General features: G+C 68.6%; 19 protein-coding genes and 2 pseudogenes. 10 read left to right on the top strand and 11 right to left on the bottom strand.

Features of this window, described 5'->3' with window-relative positions; all coding sequences use genetic code 11:
- Position 1 precedes the first annotated feature (1 nt).
- The 7 genes and pseudogenes from BMG07_RS23285 to BMG07_RS23255 form a co-directional block, all read right to left on the bottom strand.
- A complete protein-coding gene (locus BMG07_RS23285) occupies positions 2–454 on the bottom strand; it encodes a hypothetical protein (protein ID WP_198086530.1) in 453 nt (150 codons plus the stop codon).
- A complete protein-coding gene (locus BMG07_RS23280) occupies positions 451–1,437 on the bottom strand; it encodes a branched-chain amino acid ABC transporter permease (RefSeq protein WP_198086529.1) in 987 nt (328 codons plus the stop codon). The genes BMG07_RS23285 and BMG07_RS23280 overlap by 4 nt, the downstream gene beginning before the upstream one ends.
- Positions 1,434–2,320: pseudogene (locus BMG07_RS42675) on the bottom strand (branched-chain amino acid ABC transporter permease). Before BMG07_RS42675 ends, BMG07_RS23280 begins: the two are co-directional and overlap by 4 nt.
- A 10-nt stretch (positions 2,321–2,330) precedes the next feature.
- Complete coding sequence (locus BMG07_RS23270) at positions 2,331–3,539, bottom strand: ABC transporter substrate-binding protein (protein ID WP_198086527.1); 1,209 nt, start codon at positions 3,537–3,539, stop codon at positions 2,331–2,333.
- Between the two features lie 55 nt (positions 3,540–3,594).
- Positions 3,595–4,314, bottom strand: coding sequence for an ABC transporter ATP-binding protein (locus BMG07_RS23265; protein ID WP_198086526.1), 720 nt, complete (start codon positions 4,312–4,314; stop codon positions 3,595–3,597).
- A complete protein-coding gene (locus tag BMG07_RS23260) occupies positions 4,311–5,081 on the bottom strand; it encodes an ABC transporter ATP-binding protein (protein ID WP_198086525.1) in 771 nt (256 codons plus the stop codon). The genes BMG07_RS23265 and BMG07_RS23260 overlap by 4 nt, the downstream gene beginning before the upstream one ends.
- Positions 5,078–6,328 carry an amidohydrolase family protein gene (locus BMG07_RS23255; RefSeq protein WP_198086543.1) on the bottom strand — a complete coding sequence of 417 codons (1,251 nt, stop codon included), beginning with the start codon at positions 6,326–6,328 and terminating at the stop codon, positions 5,078–5,080. Before BMG07_RS23255 ends, BMG07_RS23260 begins: the two co-directional genes overlap by 4 nt.
- Positions 6,329–6,434: 106 nt before the next feature.
- Here BMG07_RS23255 and BMG07_RS23250 point away from each other — a divergent pair, with 106 nt between their 5' ends.
- Positions 6,435–7,019 carry a helix-turn-helix transcriptional regulator gene (locus tag BMG07_RS23250; RefSeq protein ID WP_198086524.1) on the top strand — a complete coding sequence of 195 codons (585 nt, stop codon included), beginning with the start codon at positions 6,435–6,437 and terminating at the stop codon, positions 7,017–7,019.
- Positions 7,020–7,022: 3 nt separating this feature from the next.
- Here the strand turns inward: BMG07_RS23250 and BMG07_RS23245 are convergent, their stop codons facing one another.
- On the bottom strand, positions 7,023–8,570 hold the full coding sequence (locus tag BMG07_RS23245; RefSeq protein ID WP_198086523.1) for a PucR family transcriptional regulator: 1,548 nt from the start codon (positions 8,568–8,570) through the stop codon (positions 7,023–7,025).
- A gap of 132 nt (positions 8,571–8,702) precedes the next feature.
- Between BMG07_RS23245 and gabT the strand changes: the two genes are divergently transcribed.
- From gabT to BMG07_RS23220, 6 genes and pseudogenes are all read left to right on the top strand, one after another.
- Positions 8,703–10,007 (top strand): 4-aminobutyrate--2-oxoglutarate transaminase, encoded by a 1,305-nt coding sequence (gene gabT / locus BMG07_RS23240; RefSeq protein WP_198086522.1) that lies wholly within the window; start codon positions 8,703–8,705, stop codon positions 10,005–10,007.
- Positions 10,004–10,597, top strand: coding sequence for an FAD-binding oxidoreductase (locus tag BMG07_RS44270; protein ID WP_307867053.1), 594 nt, complete (start codon positions 10,004–10,006; stop codon positions 10,595–10,597). Before gabT ends, BMG07_RS44270 begins: the two co-directional genes overlap by 4 nt.
- Positions 10,480–11,454: an FAD-binding oxidoreductase gene (locus BMG07_RS23235; RefSeq protein ID WP_307867052.1), complete on the top strand. Its 975-nt coding sequence runs from the start codon at positions 10,480–10,482 to the stop codon at positions 11,452–11,454. Before BMG07_RS44270 ends, BMG07_RS23235 begins: the two co-directional genes overlap by 118 nt.
- Positions 11,455–11,505: 51 nt before the next feature.
- Positions 11,506–12,234: a haloacid dehalogenase type II gene (locus tag BMG07_RS23230; RefSeq protein WP_198086521.1), complete on the top strand. Its 729-nt coding sequence runs from the start codon at positions 11,506–11,508 to the stop codon at positions 12,232–12,234.
- Positions 12,235–12,257: 23 nt separating this feature from the next.
- Positions 12,258–13,723 (top strand): annotated as a pseudogene (locus BMG07_RS23225) (NAD-dependent succinate-semialdehyde dehydrogenase).
- Positions 13,724–13,925: 202 nt separating this feature from the next.
- Positions 13,926–14,264 carry a hypothetical protein gene (locus BMG07_RS23220; RefSeq protein WP_198086520.1) on the top strand — a complete coding sequence of 113 codons (339 nt, stop codon included), beginning with the start codon at positions 13,926–13,928 and terminating at the stop codon, positions 14,262–14,264.
- 58 nt (positions 14,265–14,322) lie between these two features.
- On the opposite strand, the gene BMG07_RS23215 is transcribed toward BMG07_RS23220, so the two are convergent.
- Positions 14,323–15,513 carry a GDSL-type esterase/lipase family protein gene (locus BMG07_RS23215; RefSeq protein WP_198086519.1) on the bottom strand — a complete coding sequence of 397 codons (1,191 nt, stop codon included), beginning with the start codon at positions 15,511–15,513 and terminating at the stop codon, positions 14,323–14,325.
- A 240-nt stretch (positions 15,514–15,753) separates the two neighbouring features.
- Here BMG07_RS23215 and BMG07_RS23210 point away from each other — a divergent pair, with 240 nt between their 5' ends.
- Positions 15,754–16,134: a MerR family DNA-binding protein gene (locus BMG07_RS23210; RefSeq protein ID WP_198086542.1), complete on the top strand. Its 381-nt coding sequence runs from the start codon at positions 15,754–15,756 to the stop codon at positions 16,132–16,134.
- On the opposite strand, the gene BMG07_RS23205 is transcribed toward BMG07_RS23210, so the two are convergent.
- Together BMG07_RS23205 and BMG07_RS23200 are read right to left on the bottom strand one after the other, a co-directional pair.
- Positions 16,124–16,501, bottom strand: coding sequence for a glyoxalase/bleomycin resistance/extradiol dioxygenase family protein (locus BMG07_RS23205; RefSeq protein ID WP_198086518.1), 378 nt, complete (start codon positions 16,499–16,501; stop codon positions 16,124–16,126). The genes BMG07_RS23210 and BMG07_RS23205 overlap by 11 nt on opposite strands.
- A 37-nt stretch (positions 16,502–16,538) precedes the next feature.
- Positions 16,539–17,261, bottom strand: coding sequence for a YafY family protein (locus BMG07_RS23200; RefSeq protein WP_198086517.1), 723 nt, complete (start codon positions 17,259–17,261; stop codon positions 16,539–16,541).
- 452 nt (positions 17,262–17,713) lie between these two features.
- Here BMG07_RS23200 and BMG07_RS23195 point away from each other — a divergent pair, with 452 nt between their 5' ends.
- Together BMG07_RS23195 and cpaB are read left to right on the top strand one after the other, a co-directional pair.
- Entirely contained in the window at positions 17,714–18,298 is a 585-nt protein-coding gene (locus tag BMG07_RS23195; RefSeq protein ID WP_198086516.1) for a prepilin peptidase, read from the top strand.
- Positions 18,299–18,332: 34 nt separating this feature from the next.
- On the top strand, positions 18,333–19,175 hold the full coding sequence (cpaB, locus tag BMG07_RS23190; protein ID WP_198086515.1) for a Flp pilus assembly protein CpaB: 843 nt from the start codon (positions 18,333–18,335) through the stop codon (positions 19,173–19,175).
- The last annotated feature ends 184 nt before the right edge of the window (positions 19,176–19,359 follow it).

The raw sequence follows: 19,359 nt of genomic DNA, 5'->3' as shown, positions 1-19,359 counted from the left end.
GCTATCGGTTCTCCGGCCGATCAAGCCCACACGGCAGGCCGAGGGCGGCCACAAGTCCAAGAACCGTCTGCACGTCCTGCGTCGAGAATGGCGCGCGGCCCCGCAGCAGATTGATGGTCTCGACCGTCGTGCCGTTCTTGCGCAGCGGAATGTTGAGCGCAAAGCTCAGCCCCATCTGGTGCAGCAGTGCATGGTCGGCAAAGGCGCAGCGAAACTCGTCGGCTGTTCGTGACACGAAGAGCCTCCCCTCGAAGATCACCTGCCGGGCCCACGTGCCCTCCATCAAGTCCTTGCTGCCGCCCGAGGGGTAGTGCGCCTCGTCCGACGAGAAGCTGCGCACCACGAGCCGCCGGGTCCAGTCCACCTCCAGCACCGTGAGCAGCCCGAAGTCGACCACCCGCGACAGCCGCTCGCCAAAGGCGGCCCAGTCGCCTACCGGTTCGTTGGCGCTCATGGCTTGGCAACAGCCAGCACGTTCTGCGATGACGACGACGACGACGACGCAGCACTCTCCGCCACCCGCCGCGGATCCGCCTCGTTGCGCCGCGCACCCGACAGCTGCGCCTTGCTCCCGAAGAAGCCCTCGGGCTTGAGCTGCATCACCGCGATCAGCGCGACCGCGATCACGAACTCCCTGAACGACGCCACCTGCACCGCGCTCAGCCCCGGGATCCACGCCGCCACGAAGCGTGTCGACTCCAGCAGCGCCATCACCGCGATCGCGCCCACGATGGCGCCCGCCAGGCGGGTGTACCCGCCGGCCGTCGCGGCCAGGAAGATGTAGATCGTCAGCAGCGGCACGAAGCCGTCCGGCGCGATGTAGCTCGTGAGGTGCGCGTACACGCCGCCCGCAATGCCCGACAGCGCCGTGCCGATGAAGAAGGCCTTGAGCTTGAGCTGCAGCACCGGCTTGCCGGCCACGGCCGCGACCTGCTCGTCGTCGCGCACCGCGCGCAGCGCACGGCCGAACGGGGAGCGCAGCAGCCGCGCCAGCGCGAACGCGGCAATGCCGACGATGGCCCACACCAGCAGCAGGTAGAACCACGGGTGCGCGGCGCCCAACTGTTCCTTCAGCGGCGAGCGGATGCCCGACACGCCGTCGGCGCCGCCGGTGAGCCACTTCTCGTTCATCGCGACCAGCCGTATCACCTCGGCGAAGCCGAGCGAGACGATGGCGAGGTAGTCGCCCCGCAAGGTCCGCGTGACAAAGCACAGCGCCACGCCCACGCCGCCCGCCAGCAGCGCCGCGCACACCAGCGCGATGCCGATGGGCATGCCCGCACCCGACAGCAGCGCCGACGTGTACGCCCCCAGCGCGTAGAAGCCCACCAACCCGAGGTTGACCATGCCGCCCTGGCCCCAGAGCGTGACCAGCCCGAGTGACAGCAGCGCGTAGATACCGGCCAGCGTGGCCACGAACACCAGGTACGACGTCATTTGCGCACTCCCGCGACACCCGAGAAAAGCCCGTTGGGCCGCACCAGCAGCACCGCCAGAATCGCGACGAAGGCGGTGGCCGACTGGTACACCGGCGACACCACGGCCAGCGCCAGTTCGCTCACCACGCCGATGAACAGCGCACCCAGCACCGCGCCCGTCAGGCTCGTGAGCCCGCCGACCACGCTCGCCGAGAAGATGATCAGCAGCAGGCGCGAACCGGTCGACGGGTCTACGCTGGTGTCGATGGCCAGCAGCGCACCGCCGATGCCCGCCAGGCCCATGCCGATGAAGGTCGCCAGGTTCGACAGCCGCCGCGGGTCGATGCCCTTGAGCCGCGCCAGGTCGTTGTTGTCGGCCACGGCGCGCATCGCCTTGCCGAGCCGGGTCACGGTGAAGAAAACCGCGAGCGCGAAGGCCACGGTGAGCGCAATGCCGAGGTTGTTCAGCTGCTGCGGGCCCACGCGCACGGCGCCCAGGTAGAAGTCGCGCGCAATCGGAATCTCGAAGCTGTTGAGGTCGTTGCCGAAGCCGAAGCGCAGCGCGTTCTCCAGCGCCAGGTTGAGCGCGATCGACACGATCGCCACCATGAGCGGCGTGTGGGCCGACACTCTGCGGCGCATCGGCACCAGCGCGAGCCGGTCGCCGACCACGCCCACCGCGCCCGCCACCACGAGGCCGCGAGCAGCACCGGCAGCAGCGGCCACTGCAGGTGGCTGTTGACCAGCCAGCCCGCGTAGGCGCCCACCGTCATCTGCGCGGCGATGCTGAAGTTGATGAAGCCCAGCACGCTGAAGATCAGTGTGAGGCCCAGCGCGGGCAGCGCCACCACGGCGCCGAGCACCAGCCCGTTGACGACGTGCTGTGCCACGTCGGTGAACATCGCGTCCACCTCAGGCCACCTTCACCAGGGCGAGCTTGCCCTTCTGGATCTGCTCGTAGCGGAAGAACACGCCCTTGACGTCGCCGTTGTCGGCAAACTCCAGCGGGCCGCTCGCGCCGTCGTAGTTGATGCGGGTGCCGCCGGCCAGCGCCTTGAGCGCCTCGCCGGCATCGTCCACGTGCTTCGCGTCGGCCGGTTGCGAAACGGCCCGGATGTTGTCGCGCACCGTGGTGCCCGTGACCGGCGCGGAAGGCGCATTCGCCAAGGCCAGCGCGGCCAGCACGACGTGGTCGTAGACCTGGCACGAGTAGCTGTCGAGCGCCTCGACCTTCATCTTCGCCACGAGCCGCTTGTAGGCGCCCGATGTCACGGAGGCCGAAGGCACCAGCGAATAGGTGCCGTTGCCCACCTCGGCCGGCACCGCTTCGACCAGCTTCTGGTTCACGCCGAACGAGAAGCCGATGCGCTTGCCCTCGAAGCCCGCGCGGTACAGGTCCTTCAGCACCACCGAGGTGTCGGGCACGTAGCCGCCGAGCACGATCACGTCGGGCTTGCCGCGCAGCGCCTGGTCGACTTCGGAGCGGTAGCTGGCCTTCTTGTCTTCGTAGATCAGCCCGCCGCCGGTGCCGCCCGCGCGCGTGAAGATGCCCGAGATGATGTCGATGTAGGACTGCGCGAACGGCGCCTGCGGCCCGAGGAAGAACACGCGCTTGGCCCCCAGTTCCACGCCCAGTTCGCCCACGCGCGTGCCCTGCAGCGTGACCGTCGGCGAGGTGCGGAACACATAGCCCTGGTGCGGCAGCTTGGTGATGCTGTCGGCGCCCGACGAGGTGGCCAGCACGGTCTTGCTTTCCCAGCACAGCGGCGCGATGGCGGCGGTGACGGCCGAGGCGTACGAGCCGCCGATGGCCACGACCTTGTCGACGTCGATGAGCTTGCGCGCCGCGCGCACGGCGGCCTCGGGGTTGCTCTGGTCGTCTTCGATGACGATCTCGACCTTGCGGCCGGCCACGCCGCCGGCGGCGTTGAGCTCATCGACCGCGATCTGCGCGGCGCGGCTCATGGTGGCGCCGAACTGGCTGGTCGCGCCCGTCAGCGGAATCAGGATGCCGATGCGCACCGGCTCCCGGTTCTGCGCGCGCAGCAGCGCCGGCATGGCGGACAGGCTGGCGGCGGCGGCGCCGGCCAGCAAGAGCGTTCGTCTGTTCGTTTCGGGCATGTCGTCCTCGCAATCGATGAATGAAAGAGAAAGAAAAGAAGAGGGGGAAACGGGCTCAGTGCACCTTGGCGCCACCGAGGAAGAGGTGCCGCACGTCGTCGTCGGCCAGCAGGCCCGCGGCGGATTCGTCGCGCATCTTCTTGCCGGCCACGAGCACGATGCCGCGCGTGCCGTACTCGAGCGCAAGCAGCGCGTTCTGCTCGACCATGAGGATCGCCAGGCCCTGCGCCGCGAGCGTGCGGATCAGCTCGAACACCTCGTCGGCCGCGGCCGGCGAGAGGCCCGCCGTGGGCTCGTCGAGCAGCAGCACGCCGGGGGCCGTCATCAGCGCGATGGCCATCGCGAGCACCTGCCGCTGGCCGCCCGAAAGGTTGCCGGCCCTGTCCTTGAGCCGGCCCTTGAGCAAGGGGAAGCGCTCCAGTTGCGCGTCCATCCGCTGGCGCAGCGCGTCGCGCACCAGGTAGCCGCCCATCTCGAGGTTCTCGCGCACCGTGAGGCTGTGGAACACGTTGCGCTCCTGCGGCACGAAGCTCAGTCCGCGCTCGCAGGCCGCTTGCGCATTGCCGGGTTGCAGCGGCGCGCCGTCGATGGCCACTTCGCCGTCCTTGGCGTTCAGCAGGCCGGCCACGAGTTTCAGGAAGGTCGACTTGCCCGCGCCGTTCGGCCCGATCACCACGGCCAGTTCGCCGGCTTTCACGTCGAGGTCGATGCCCTTGACGATTTCTTCGGCGGTTGCGTAGCCGCCGCGCAGGTTGCGGATGCGAAGCTCGGTCATGCGCGGGTCCTCCCCAGGTAGGACGCCTGCACGCGCCGGTCGGATGTCACGTCGGCGAAGCTGCCGCGCGTGAGGAACTTGCCCTCGGCCATGACGACGACTTCTTCGCACAGCCGCTCGATCAGCGCCATCTCGTGCTCGATCAGCAAAATGGTGATGCCTTCCGCGCGGATGGCCTCGAGCTGCCCCGCGATCTCGCCGACCAGCGTCGGGTTGACGCCGGCCATGGGTTCGTCGAGCAAAATCATCTTCGGCTTGGCGATCAATGCGCGGCCGATTTCAAGCAGCTTCTTCTGGCCGCCCGACAGCGCCGGCACCAGGTTGTCGAGCACATGGTCCAGCCGCAGGCGCCGCGCCATGGCCCAGGCTTGCTCGCGCAGCGCTTCTTCTTCATGCTTGACGCGCGCGCCCGCGAAGAGGCCGGCGACGAGCCCTTCGCCGGTCTGCCCGGGGCCGTAGAGCATCAGGTGTTCGAACACCGTCATGCGCGCACAGCCGCGCGCCAGTTGAAAGGTGCGGATCAGCCCCGCGCGCGAGATGCTTTCCGGCCGCCGGCCCAGCAGCTCGATGCCGTCGAAGACGATGCGCCCGGCCGCCTGCGGCAGCAGCCCGGTCACGCAATTGAAGAGCGTGGTCTTGCCCGCGCCGTTGGGGCCGATCAGCCCCGTGGTCTTGCCGCGCGCAACGCTGAAGCTGGCGCCGTCGAGCGCATGCAGCCCGCCGAAGGTGGCGCGCAGGTCGGAGATTTCGAGCAGCGCGTCGTTCATGGCACGGCCTGCCCGAGGTCGTTGCGCGCAAAGCGCCCCTCCTGGATGACCGCGGCAATGCCCTGGCCATGCTCGACCAGCACGTTGATGTCCTTCAGCGGATTGCCGCGCACCACCAGCATGTCGGCCAGGGCGCCTTGCTGCAGCACGCCGAGTTCGCCGGTGCGCTGCAGGATGTCGGCGGCCACGGTGGTCGCGCTGCGCAGTGCTTCGAGGTTGCCGACGATCTCGGCGCGCACGCGCAGCTCTTCGCTCTGGTGCGTGTGCGACTCGCCGAGCAGGTCGCTGCCGTAGCCCATGCGCACGCCGACGCGGTGGAGCAGGGCGATGGCCTCGCGGCCGACCAGCCGCACGTCGTCGATCTTGGCGATCGATTCCTGCGGCAGTCCGAGGCCCGGGCCCTCGCTGGACAGCATGTCGTAGGTGATGAGCGTCGGCACCACGAACACGTTCGATGCCTTCAGCAGCTCGGCCGTGGCCTCGTCGACGAGGTTGCCGTGCTCGATGGTGCGCACACCCGCCTCGACCGCGCGGCGGATGGCGCGCGGCGTGTAGGCGTGCGCCATCACGTAGGTCTGCCAGGCGGTGGCCTCGTCGACGATGGCGCGCAGCTCGTCCATCGAATAGCCGGTGTTGCCCACCGGGTCGTTCGGCGAGGCCACGCCGCCGCTGGCCATGACCTTGATCTGCGTCGCGCCCTTGGTGAGTTCGTCGCGCGCGGCGCGGCGCACGTCGTCCACGCCGTCGACCACGCGCGAGATCGACGCAATGCGAAACGAGCAGGCGCACGACTCCAACTGGTCGCTGCGCGCGCGGAAGTCGCCGTGGCCGCCGGTCTGCGACAGCGCCTTGCCCGACGGAAAGATGCGCGGCGCCTCGATCAGGCCGGTTTCGGCCGCCTGCGCCAGCGCCCAGTCGGCGCCGCCCGCGTCGCGCACGGTGGTGAAGCCGCGCTGCAGCATGCCCTTGAGGATGGGCAGCGCGCGGATCACGCCCAGCGCGTTGGGCATGCGCGCCGTCACGCCCAGATTCACGTGCGAGGCCATCACGTGCACGTGGCAATCGATCAGGCCGGGCATCAGCGTGAGGCCCCGCAGGTCGAGCGTCGCCTGCGCGGCGGCGGGGGTTTTCAGGCCGTGACCCATCTCGGCGATGCGGCCGTCGGCAACGACCACGTCCATTCCGTCGATCAATTCGCCTCTGCGCAGGTCGAGCAGGTTGGCGTTCTTCAATACATATGTCGGCATCATGACTCCAAGCACCTAATGCGATAGGAGTCTAGGATGCGTATACTCCTACGACAATAGGTGTCGAACACCTAAGTACTCCACCTGAATCGCAAGGAGACGAGCCATGGCAGCCCCAAAGAAAGCAGCGACCGTACAAGCCATCGACTACCGGCGTGCCTTTCAGGACGCGCCGGTGGGGCAGGCGATCGGGCGCGACCGCGTGATCCTGGACTACAACCGGGCCTTCGCGAAGATCTTCCATTGCGAAGCGCAAGAGCTGGTGGGCAGCACCTTCGAGCGCCTGTACCCCACGCAGTCGCACTTCGAGACCACGGGCCAGCGCATTGCGCCGGTGCTGGCCAAGCACCTGACCTTTTCCGACGACCGCGTGATGCGGCGGCTCGACGGCGAGCTGTTCTGGGTGCACGTGAGCGGCTTCACCTACACGCCCGAAGACCCGCACCACGACACCATCTGGGCCTTCACCGACCTGTCGACCGGGCGCAAGGTGAACTCGGCGCTGCGCGGCTCCATGACGCCGCGCGAGCGCGACATTGCCGCGCTGCTGATCGAGGGAAAGACGGGCAAGGAGGTCGCGCAGGCGCTGGGCATCAGCCCGCGCACGGTGGACATCTACAAGACGCGGCTGCTGCGCAAGTACAGCGTGAGCAGCACGCCCGACCTGGTCAAGCGGCTGCTCGCGGGCTAGCCGCTACGGTTGCTGCATCAGGTACAGCCGTGCCGCCACCTGCAACCGGAAACGCCCCTCGACCGATTCCAGGTCGAGCCCGCTCAGCTCGGCCAGCCGGCCGTGGCGGTAGCGCAGGGTGCTGATGTGCACGCCCAGCCTGTCCGCCGTGCGCTGCAGGTGAAAGCCTTCGTCGGCCAGCGCGAGCGCGGTGTCCAGCAGGTGCTGGCCGCGCTTGCCGTCTTCGAGCGGGCCGAACAGGCGGCTCACGAATATCTTCTGCGCCGCCGCATCGCCGGCGAGCACGCGCGGGAACAGCATCTCCTCGAAGAAGTGCAGCCGGCCCGGCTTCAGGTGCTCCACGAGGTCGGCGATTTCCTTGCCCGCGCGGTGCATGCCTTCGACGCCGCTGTGCGGCTGGCTCACGCCCATGGCCATGCGCGGCAGTTGCAGCGCGGCCCAGAGCTTGGCAATGTCGACGCCCTCGGGCACCAGCGCATGCACCTGGTTGGCCGACAGGCTGATGAGCGGGGCCTGCCGCAGCCGCTCGAGCGCGTGCCCCATGCGCAGGCCGACCTCTTCGCGCCGCTGGAAGCCTTCGCGCGAGAGGGGGTTAGGCTCGTCGAGCAGCACGGCGCACAGGCGGTAGGCGGTGTCGCCGCGCCAGCCGAGCAGGCGCGCGCGTTCCAATGTCTGCGGCTTTTCGTCGAAGCGGCCTTCGACCAGCGAGGCCACGAGCGCATCACCCAGGCGTGCTTCCTGCGCGGAGAGCTCGCGCTGGTGCGCGATCTGCAGCGCCGCCACGGTGCCCGCGTGCTCCACCGCGCGCAGGTCGAGCTCGCTCATCGGCATGCCGCTGTCGTCGACCCACACGTAGCCCGCGCGCTCGGCGCGGATGCGCACCGCGTGGCCGACCACGGCTGCCTGCGTCGCAGCCTGAAGGCGCACCGGCCCCACCTCGGCATCGATGCGCGACAGCGCGCCTTCGCCCTGATGCTGGCGGAAAACCTCGGCCGACAGCCACGCCGCCGGATGCGTCGCCAGCACGCTGCCGTCGAGCGCGGTAATGGCCACGGCGCGCTCCAGCACCGTGCCCAGCACACGCACCACGTCGAACAGCCCGTCGCCGCTGACGGCGGCCTGCGTGAGCTCGCGGTGGATCTGCTCGGACTTGGCGAGCGCGCGGCCTTGCTGGTCCATCAGCTCGCGGTGCACCACGCGCGTGATCTCGCTGAACGGAATTTCCCAGGCCAGCTCGATCAGCGGCAGCCCGACACGCTCGGCCGCCTCGATGCTCTGCGCCGGAAAGTGCTGCATGAAATGCGGCACCGCCAGCACCACGCCGCAAGCGCCCTTGGCAGCGAGCTTTTCGACGATGACGCGCGCGGCCTTGCCGGTCTTGGGCCAGCTGTATCCGGTGCTCAGCAGCAGCTGGCCGCGCTCCACCCAGGCTTCGATGTCGGGGTGGTCGACCACCTGCACCCAAGAAATCTCGCGGTCGAGGTGCGCGCCGCCCGCCACGATGACGCCCGCGTCGAGCGGGGAAGTGGCCAGAGCTTCTCGGAGGTTCATGCGGATCGGTCTTGTAGGAAAGCTACGAATATCCTGCCACGAAATCCTCTGAAAAGTACATACCCTCGCACTCGCCCGCTCCCTAAGCTCGGGGCTCACCTTGTTGAACCACCCCGAGATTGGACGCACGCCATGAGCAAAGAGAACAACGGTTTCGCGAACTGGATGGAACGCCGCAAGGCCAACATCCCCGCCGGTCTGCTGACGGCCCACCCGGTGCTCGTCGCGCGCGGCGAAGGCGCCCGCGTGTGGGACGCCGACGGCCGTGAATACATCGACTTCGTCGGCGGCATCGGCGTGCTGAACGTCGGCCACAACCACCCGCGCGTGGTGGCCGCCGCCGCCGCGCAGTTGGCCACGCTGTCGCACACCTCGTTCCAGGTGGCGGCGTACGGGACCTACATCGAGCTGGCCGAACGGCTGAACAAGGAAGTGGGCGGCGCCGAAGGCACGCACAAGACCATCTTCCTCACGACCGGCGCCGAGGCGACCGAGAACGCGATCAAGATCGCGCGCGCCCACACCAACCGGCCCGGCGTGATCGCCTTCCGTGGCGGCTTCCACGGCCGCACGCTGCTGGGCATGAGCCTCACGGGCATGAGCCAGCCGTACAAGCAGAACTTCGGGCCGTTCGCGCCCGAGGTCTATCACTCGGCCTTTCCCGACGCCTACCGCGGCATCACGACGCAGCGCGCGCTCGATGCGCTGGCCGAGCTGTTCGCCTCGGCCATCACGCCCGACCGCGTGGCCGCGATCCTGATCGAGCCGGTGCAGGGCGACGGCGGCTTCCTGCGCGCGCCCGACGACTTCATGGTGGCGCTGCGCCGCATTGCCGACGAACACGGCATCGTGCTGATCGCGGATGAAATCCAGACCGGCTTCGGCCGCACCGGCAAGATGTTCGGCTTCCAGCACAGCGGCATCGTGCCCGACCTGGTCACGGTGGCGAAGAGCCTGGCCGGCGGCCTGCCGCTGTCGGGCGTGGTCGGCAAGGCCGCCATCATGGACGCGCCGTTGCCCGGCGGGCTGGGCGGTACCTACGGCGGCAACCCGGTGGCCTGCGCCGCCGCGCTCGCGGTGCTCGACCTGTTCGAGGAAGAGCACCTGCTGGAGCGCGCCGTGGCGCTCGGCACGCAGGTCGAACAAGGCTTTGCGGCGCTGCAGGAAAAGCACGGCGGCGTGGTGGGCGAGGCGCGCGGCCTGGGGCCCATGCGCGCGCTCGAATTCGTGAAGGACGCGACCAGCAAGACGCCCGACGCCGCCATGGCCCAGCGCGTGCTCGATCGCCTGCGCCACCACGGCGTGCTGGCCATCAAGTGCGGCATGCACCGCAACGTGGTGCGCTGCCTGGTGCCGCTGGTGGCGGAGCCGGCGCTGGTCGACAAGGCACTGAAGGCCTTCGACGTCGCCATCCAGGAAGCGGCCGCGGCCGCATGACCGGGCACGCCGCCATGCACCACCACATCGAACGCCTTGCGGCCATCGTCGGCGCGGCGCACTGCCTGAGCGCCGAAGGCGACACGCGCAGCTACGCGACCGACTACCGGCGCGTGTTTCTCGGCAAGGCGCTGGCGGTGGTGCGGCCGGCCGACACGCGCGAGGTGAGCCGCGTCATGTCGTACTGCCATGCGCACGGCATTCCGGTGGTGCCGCAGGGCGGCAACACCTCGCTGCTGGGCGGCGCGGTGCCCGGCGCGGCCGGCGACGCGGTGGTGCTGAGCCTGTCGCGCCTGAATCGGGTGCGCGCGGTCGACGCGGTGAACGCCACCATGACGGTCGAAGCCGGCCTCACGCTGAGCCAGGCGCGCGCCGTGGCCCATGAGGCGAGGTGGCTCTTTCCGCTGCGCATCGGCTCCGAGGGCAGTTGCCAGATCGGCGGCAACCTGTCGACCACGCCGGCGGCACCGCCGTGCTGCGCTACGGCAACATGCGCGACCTGGTGCTGGGCCTGGAGGTGGTGCTGCCCTCGGGCGAGGTGTGGGACGGCCTCCGCGCGCTGCGCAAGGACAACACCGGCTACGACCTGAAGCAGCTGTTCATCGGCTCCGAAGGCACGCTGGGCGTCATCACCGCGGCGGTGCTCAAGCTGTCGCCGCAACCCCGCTCGGTGTCGACCGGGTTCCTGGCGGTGCCGAGCCCGGCGGCGGCGCTGTTCTTCTTCGGCGTGCTGCGTCGGCGCATGGGGCACGACGTGAGCGCGTTCGAGCTGATTTCGCAGGCCGCGCTGTCGCTGGTGCTGGCGCACCTGGGCGACGTGCAATCGCCGCTGCCCCAACAGGGCGGTTGGTATGTGCTGACCGAGGTGAGCTCGGGCAGGGCGCAGGACGAACTCGACGCCGCACTGCTCGAAGCCTTGCAGGAAGGGCTCGAGGCGGGTTGGGTCGAAGACGCCGCGGTGGCCGCCACCGAAGCCCACGCGGCACAGTTCTGGCGCATCCGCGAGGAAATTTCCGACGCGCAGACGCGCACCAGCGGCAGCGTGCGCTGCGACATCTCGGTGCCGCTGAGCCGCGTTCCGTCGTTCATCGACGAGGCCACGCAGGCGGTGCTTGCACTGGAGCCGGCCACCCGCATGGTGGTGTACGGCCACATGGGCGACGGCAACGTGCACTTCAATCCGCTGCGCCCGGAAAACGTGAGCGCCCCGGACTTTCTGGATCGCTTCAACACGCCGATCAGCCAGGCGGTGGACGACATCGCCATGGCCATGGGCGGCTCCATTTCGGCCGAGCACGGCGTGGGCACCGCCAAGCGCGACGAGCTGCTGCAGGTGAAGACGCGCGTGGAGCTCGACATGGCCTGGCGCATCAAGCGCGCCTTCGACCCGATGAACCTGCTGAACCCCGGCAAGGTGCTGCCGGCGCTGCAAGCCGAGGGCGCATAGGCCCTCCAGATTTTTCAAGCAACCCCAACCAACTTTCAACCAGGAGCCAACATGAAACTTTCCGACTTCAAAGCGCTGACCTTCGACTGCTATGGCACGCTGATCGACTGGGAATCGGGCATCTTCAACGCGCTCGCGCCGCTGGTCGCCAAGGGTGCTGCATCGAAGACGCGCGACGAGGTGCTCGAGAACTTCGCGCGCCACGAATCGGCGCAGGAAGAAGAAACGCCGGCCATGCTCTATGCGCAGCTGCTGTCGGTGGTCTACAAGCGGCTGGCCAAGGAATGGGGCGTGCGCGTGAGCGACGAAGAGGCCAACATCTTCGGCGCGTCGGTGCCCGACTGGCCCGAGTTCCATGATTCGGTGGAGGCGCTGCGCTACCTGAAGCAGCACTACAAGCTGGTCATTCTGTCGAACGTGGACCGCCTGTCTTTCCGTTCGAGCAATGCCCGCCTGCAGGTGGTGTTCGACGCGATCTACACCGCGCAGGACGTCGGCTCGTACAAGCCCAGCCTGCGCAATTTCGACTACATGCTGCAGCGCCTGAAGAGCGACTTCAACTTCGACAAGGCCGACATCCTGCACACCGCGCAGAGCCTGTTCCATGACCACGCGCCCGCCAACCAGGTCGGCCTGGCCACTGCGTGGATCGACCGCCGCCACGCCAACAAGGGCTGGGGCGCGACCATGCCGCCGCCCGGCACGCCCAAGCTCGACTTCCGCTTCGAAAGCATGATCGCGCTGGCCAGGGCGCACCAGGCCGAAACCGGCGCGGCCTGAGCGGCCCGCCTCGAAAGACGCCCATGCAACAACAACTCAAGGACATGGCGCTGCTGCGCCAGCAGGTCTTCATCGGCGGCGAGTGGCGCGACGCGCGCTCGGGCCGCGTGCTCGAGGTGGTCGACCCCGCCTCGGGCCAGCACATCGGCAGCGTGCCGGCCTGCGACGCCGCCGACACGCGCGACGCCATCGAGGCGGCCGACCGGGCCCTGCCCGAATGGAAGGCCATGACGGCGCAGGCGCGCGCCGCGCTGCTGCACAAGTGGCACGACCTGATGCTCGCGCACGCCGACGACCTGGCGCTGCTCATGACGCTGGAGCAGGGCAAGCCGCTGGCCGAGGCCAAGGGCGAGGTGCTGTACGGCGCGTCGTTCGTGCAATGGTTTGCGGGGGAGGGCATTCGCGCCTATGGCGAGATGATCCCGGCCCCGCAGGCCAACCGGCGCATCTTCGTGCGCAAGATGCCGGTCGGCGTGTGCGCCGCGATCACGCCGTGGAATTTTCCGAACGCGATGATCACGCGCAAGCTCGCGCCCGCGCTGGCCGCGGGCTGCACGGTGGTGGTCAAGCCGTCGGAGCTCACGCCGTTCTCGGCGCTGGCGCTGGCCGAGCTGGCCTTGCGCGCCGGCATTCCGGCGGGCGTGCTCAACATCGTCACGGGCATGCCCGAGGCCATCGGCTCCGAGCTCACGGGCAACCCGACCGTGCGCAAGCTCACCTTCACCGGCTCCACCCCCGTGGGCAAGAAGCTGCTGCGGCTGTGCGCCGACACCGTCAAGCGCGTGAGCATGGAACTGGGCGGCAATGCGCCGGTGATCGTGTTCGACGACGCCGACATCGACGTGGCCGTGGCCGGCGTCATGGCCAGCAAGTTCCGCAACAGCGGGCAGACCTGCGTGTGCGCCAACCGCATCTACGTGCAGGCCGGCATCTACACGCGCTTTGCCGAGCGGCTGGCCGCCGAGGTGCGCAAGCTCAAGGTCGGCAAGGGCACGGCCGAGGGCGTGAGCATCGGGCCGCTGATCAACGCGTCGGCGCTGCACAAGGTGCGCACGCACGTGCAGGACGCGGTGGAGAAGGGCGCGCGCGTGCTGGTCGGCGGCGACTCGTCGGCCGAAGGCGCGCAGTTCTTCCAGCCGACGGTGCTGACCGAGGCGTCCGACGCATGGTGCTGGCCGGCGAGGAAACCTTCGGCCCCGTGGCGGCGCTGTTCCGCTTCGACTCCGAGGCCGAGGTGGTGCGGCGCGCCAACGACACGCCCTTCGGCCTGGCCGCCTATGTGTTCACCAACGACGCGAGCCGCGTGTTCCGTGTCGGCGAGGCGCTGGAGTACGGCATGGTCGGGCTCAACACCGGCGCGATTTCCATGGCGGTCGCACCCTTCGGCGGCGTGAAGGAGTCGGGCCTGGGCCGCGAGGGGTCGCACCACGGCATCGACGAGTTCCTGGAGGTGCAGGTGCTGCATCTGGACATCGCGCCGCTGGCTTGACGCGCCGATGCGCCGTGGGCGCATGACCGCGTGACCCGACCGACGCCCCCGGCCACGGCGATAGCCGGCGTGGGGGCGTCAATGTCGCGCTGTTTGCACGCTCTGCGTGCCAAATTCCACACACTGCGTTAGAAGATGAATGCCTTCTTAATTCTGTAGAAAAAAGGTTTCATTCATCATCAAATTTCGGTAGCATCTTTCGATGCCCAACGCTTTTCTTTTCCCCGCCCGTGCACGCGCGGAAAAGCTCGCGTCGAATCTGGAATGCCATGTGCTCGAAGTCTCCTTCGCGAACGGGCCACCCAAGCCGGCGGTGAAGGGCGGCTGCTTTCATTTCGCCACCGTCTTCAAGGCCTTCGGCGGGCACTGGAACCACAGCCGCAAGGTCCATGTCTTCGACGATTGGGAAGCGCTCACGGCCTCCCTCGAAGCAGCTTTTCGCCGGCAGCAGCAATCCGGTGAGGCAATGCACGCCGACGCACGGCAGCCCTTGCAGGTTGTCACGCGCAAGCGCTTCGATCTGGACAACCTGCTCGGCTGAGCCGCTGTGCTTCAGCCCGTGGGATCAGCGCATCAAATCGTGAGCACGCGTCGGGGCCTTACCGGGCTTGGCCGGCGCTGAACGGGCCTCCGGCCCCGAAGGCCAGGCGGGCGAAGCGCTCGCCGATGCGGCGGTGCGAAGGCCCGTCCGGATGCAGCCTGTCGGGCAGCGGCAACTCGTCGAAATCCTTCGGTCCGTAGAGGTCGAGCCCGTCGATGTAATGAAGGTTCGGGTCTTCGGCCGCGCGCTGCTGCACGATGCGCTGCAGCTCCTTTCGGATGAAGGTCAGCGTCAGCTTGCCGGCGTTGCGCTCGGCCGCGTCGCCCGTGGCCTTGAACAGGATCTTGCCCTCGGCCAGCGCGCTGAAATCGAAGGCGCCGGGGCCGGGCGTGTCTTCGTGGATGAGGCAGAAGATCGGCGAGACGACCAGCAGCGGTGTGTCCGGATGGCCGTCGCGCAGCGTGTCGAGAAACCCGTGCACCGCCGGCGTGAAGGCGCGGGCCCGCATCAGGTCGGTGTTGACGAGGTTGATGCCGATCTTCAGGCTGATCAGGTCGGCCGGTGTGTCGCGCATGGCGCGCGCGGTGAAGGGGTCGAGCAGCGCGCTGCCGCCCAGGCCGAGGTTGACCAGCGCCACCGCGCCGAGCGACGCCGCCAGCGCGGGCCAGATCGCCGTCGGGCTTGCTGCATTGGAGCCGTGGCTGATCGAGCTGCCGTGGTGCAGCCAGAGCCTTCGCGTTTCACCGGCGGCAGGCGCGATGGGTGCATTGGCACGCAGCGCGACAAGCTCGGTGGTCTCGTTGTAGGGCAGCCAGATCTCGATGCTCTTTTCGCCATGGGCCAGCCCCGCGAACCGCAGCGTGCTCACCGGGCCTTGGCGCTTCGTCACCGTGCCGGTGGACATGTCGATCGTGACGAGATCCGCGTCGGGCGCGCTGGCTTGCTGGACCAGCCGGCCGTCGACGAGCAGGTCATAGACGCCCGCTGGCCGGGCCGGCAGGCCGGCGTACACGTAGCGGGTCGGCAGCACGTCGAGCTCGATCTGCGTGGCTTCGGTGCGGAACACCACGCGCACGCCGGAGGGCTGCGACTCGGCCATGGCCAGTTGCGGGTCGCTGCACTGCGCACGCGCGCGTGCGGGCAGGCGGTGCGGCAGCAGGCCGCGCGCGGTCTGCTCGAAGTCGAGGGCGCCGCGCAGCAGTTCGCTGGTCACGGGCGTGGTGGACCACGCGTCTTTGTCGTTCGTCATGCCTCGATTCTCCGACGACCGCCGGGATGCCCGGCAGCATCGCCGTCGCCTTCAAGATCTGCCGCAAACCCCTGCTGGCGCGAGGGCAACGCGCCGCCGCTGCTTGACCTTCCCACAGTGTGAGCCTCGAGACTTCACGAGCTCACCGGAAGGAGATTTCATGAAAGACCAAACGCGCCCGCCTCGACGGAGCGCCTGAGCCTGGAAGACGCGGTTGCCCGCTCGGGCGCTTCGGTGCAGATGCTGCGCGACTGCGAATCGCTGGGGTTGCTGGGCGACACGGCAGGCCCCCACAGCTACGACGCGCAGGCGGTGCGCACTCTGCGCTTCGTACGGCGCGCGCAAGACCTCGGCTTCGAGCGCCCCGAAGTCGTGGAACTGCACGCCTTGTGGCAGGACGGCCGGCGCGCCAGCTTCGACGTGAAGCGCGTGGCGCTCGCACGCGCGGACGAGCTGGCCCAGCGCATCGAGGAACTCGAACGCTCGAAGCGCATGCTGGAGCAGCTCGCCAACTGCTGCGAGGGCGGCGACCGGTCGGACTGCCCGATCCTCGATGAACTCGCCGAGCTCAAGGGGTTCGCCGGCTGTCACGGCGCGGCGCAGGCACGCGTCACGCCGTGACCGCGGGCCTGGAGAAGATGTTGACGAGGTTGCCGTCGGGGTCGCGAAGCAGGAGCGAATGATTGCCCCACGGCATGAGGGTAGGCGGCATCACGACCGGCGCGCTGTCCCTCAGGCGTGCGTACACCTCGGGCACGTCGGCGACCTCGAATTCCAGGATGGCGGAACGGTTCGCCGCCGCTGTCGCGGCGCCCGCGTTGAAGCGCTGAACAAGGTGCTCTTCGGAAATTGCCAAGGTCGCGCCGTCGAGCCGCACTTCAGCGAAACCGTCGGCCAGCCGCGTTGCCTCGGTGCTGGAAAGCCGGGTGTAGAACGAGACGAGCGACTCGAACGCGTTGGTGACAAGACGCACGGAAGAAAACTGCATGGATGCTCCTCGATGAAGGAATGGAAGGGAGCGCAGCTTAGGTCGGCATGATGTCAGATTCTGACAGTATGTTTCGCTTGGCCTCGCGCACCAGCTGCTGCCACTCGCGCAGGAGCGCGCGGCGAGACCTGGGGGAGGCGTCGTCGAGCAGCTCGGCCTTGACGATCCTGTCGGAGCGAAAGTTGCGATAGTCGTTTCGCAGCTCGCACCAGGCGGACAGCACCCGCGATTGCTCGAAGTAGACGATCGCGAACGGCCACACGATGCGATGCGACGTCTTGCCGGTAGGGTCCTGATAGGTCAGCCGCAGCTTGCGCTCCGCGCGGATCGCCGCGCGAAGCGGATCGTCTTCGCCAGCGGCCTGCGGTTTTCTCTGGGCCTTGCCGACCAGCAGCGCCGAAGACTCGAGTTCGCGGCGAAGCGCGTGCGGCAGCACGGCGGCGATCTTGGCCATCGCGTCGCGGGCGCCGCGCGAAAGCCCTTGTTCCCCGAGGTCCGCCACCCAGCGCAGCCCCAACGCCAGCGCCTCGATCTCTTCGTCCCGGAACATCAGCGGCGGCAGCATGAAGCCAGGCTTCATCACGTAGCCGATGCCCGGCGAGCCCTCGATCGCGGCGCCTTGCGCCTGCAGCGTCGCGATGTCTCGGTAGAGCGTCCGGATGCTGACGTCCAGTTCCTGGGCCAGGACCTGCCCGCTGACCGCGCGGCGGCGGCCGTGCAACGCCTGGAGGAGGGCGAGGAGGCGTTCTGAGCGTGACATCCGCCAAATGATAGGTCAGCGCCCGATCTGAAGAAGTCGCGGTTCGTCCAGATGGTTGTCCGGCGCGCCCGCGGGGAAAACCGCGCCGCGACCACGGCGCGCTGCGCGCAGTAGGCGCTTTGTCATGGCCGCCTGCCCGCGCAAGCAGGGCGATTGACTCCCCCGCAAAAGGGCGCCTCGCTCATGTGCGAAGGCCGCGTGATTCCTAAAGTCATCCCCAGGCCAAGCGCTTCTGTCCACCAAGGGCAGGCAAGCGATCCGGGCCGGCCACGACAACCGGGGAACACGCATGGAACCGCTCGTACTTCTGCCGAGAACCTTCATGAGCCTGCTGCGGGAAGACGCAGGAATGTCGTTCATGGAGTTCGCGCTGATCGGCTCGCTCGTGATGGTCGTGTGCCTGCTCGTGCTGCTCGCCCTGCGGCGCAGCGCCTGAACACCGGGAGCCCACCATGCAGGAACTCGACGCCGTCCTCGAACTGCTGGCGATGCTGGCTTCCGACGTCCGCATGCTCGCGCTCTTCGCGCTGCTGGGCGCGGCCGCCGTCAGCGACTGGCGCTCCTACCGCATCCCCAACTGGCTGACCTTCGGCGGCGCGCTTTTCGCGCTGCTGTATGGAACGCTCGCGGCCCGCACGCCGACGGCGGGCGCACTGGGCGCGTTCGGCGGGCTGGCCGTGGGCTTCGCCGCGATGCTGCCGTTCTACGCCATCGGAATCATGGGCGCCGGCGACGTCAAGCTGATGGCCATGTCGGGCGCCTTTCTCGGGCCGCAGCAGACGCTGATGGCCGTGCTGTGCACCTTCATCGCGGGCGGCCTGGCGGCCCTGGTCTTTGCCATCCATCGCCGCCGCCTCGGGCACATGCTGGCCAACGTCAAGGCGGCGGCGCAGGGCATGGCGGTTTCCGGCATCGCGGGCGTGCGGCCCACGGCGGGCATCCATGCGGCGCAGTCGGTGGGGAAGTTGCCCTACGGCATCTGTATCGCGGCAGGCACGGTGTTCGAAGTGCTTGCGCACCAGCTGGGCTACGTCTAGCCCTTTTCATTTCTTACCCATGGCGGAGGTTCACATGAAGAACATCAAGGCGATCGGGCTGATCTTTCTGGCGCTGCTGACCGGGCTGGCAGCCGCGGTCTACGCGACCGGATGGATCTCGCGGCAAAGCGGGATCGCGTCGAACAAGGTGGTGGTGGCCGCCGTCGACATCGAGCTGGGCAGCCGCGTCAACGCGCAGATGCTGTCCACGGTCGACTGGCCCAGCGGCTCCGTGCCGAACGGTTCGTTCAGCGAGATCAAGGCGCTGGACGACCGGGTGGTGAAGGTCGGCGTGCTGCGCGGCGAGGCGATCATGGAAGGCAAGCTGGCGCCGGTCGGCACCCAGGGCGGCCTGTCGGCGGTGATTGCCAGCGGCAAGCGCGCCATGACCGTGCGGGTCAACGACGTGGTCGGTGTCGCCGGCTTCGCGTTGCCGGGCAACTACGTCGACGTGATGGTCAACGCCCAGCAGGACAAGGCCCGCGGCGAAGACGCGCTGCAGATCAGCAAGACCGTGCTCGAGAAAGTGCTGGTGCTGGCGGTGGCGCAGGAAGCCAATCGCGACGACACCAAGCCGAAGGTGGTCAGCGCCGTGACGCTGGAGCTGTCGCTCGAGGACTCGGAAAAGCTCGACCTGGCGCGCAGCGTGGGTACCCTGTCTCTGGTGCTTCGCAACCAGATGGACAAGACCACGGTGGCCACCGGTGGCATCACCAAGGGCCAGCTGTTCGGCGAGAAGGTCATCTTGCCGGTCTCCACGGCAGTGGAACCGCCCCCGGCCCGTCCGCACGCCAAGCGCGTCGGCCACGCTGCGTTGCCGGCCTCCGAGTGCGTGGAAGTGATCCAGCACGCGGCCCGCTCGCTCACCTGTTTCTGATCCGGTACGCCAGGAGGAACACCAAGTGCGCCATCTCTCTACAACACTCGCCCGTTTGCTGGCGACCTGCGCGACAGTGGCGGCCCCCGCCATGGCCGCGGATGTCGTGGCAACCGCCCCGGCCATGGCCGTCACGCCCGTCGCCGCCGCCGTGGCCGCTACCGCCCCCGGGGCGGGCGCCGGC

Source organism: Variovorax sp. E3 (genome assembly GCF_016082275.1).
Lineage (GTDB): Bacteria > Pseudomonadota > Gammaproteobacteria > Burkholderiales > Burkholderiaceae_C > Variovorax.
The sequence above is the reverse complement of the archived record's forward strand: the minus strand, read 5'-3'. Positions and strand labels throughout refer to the sequence as shown.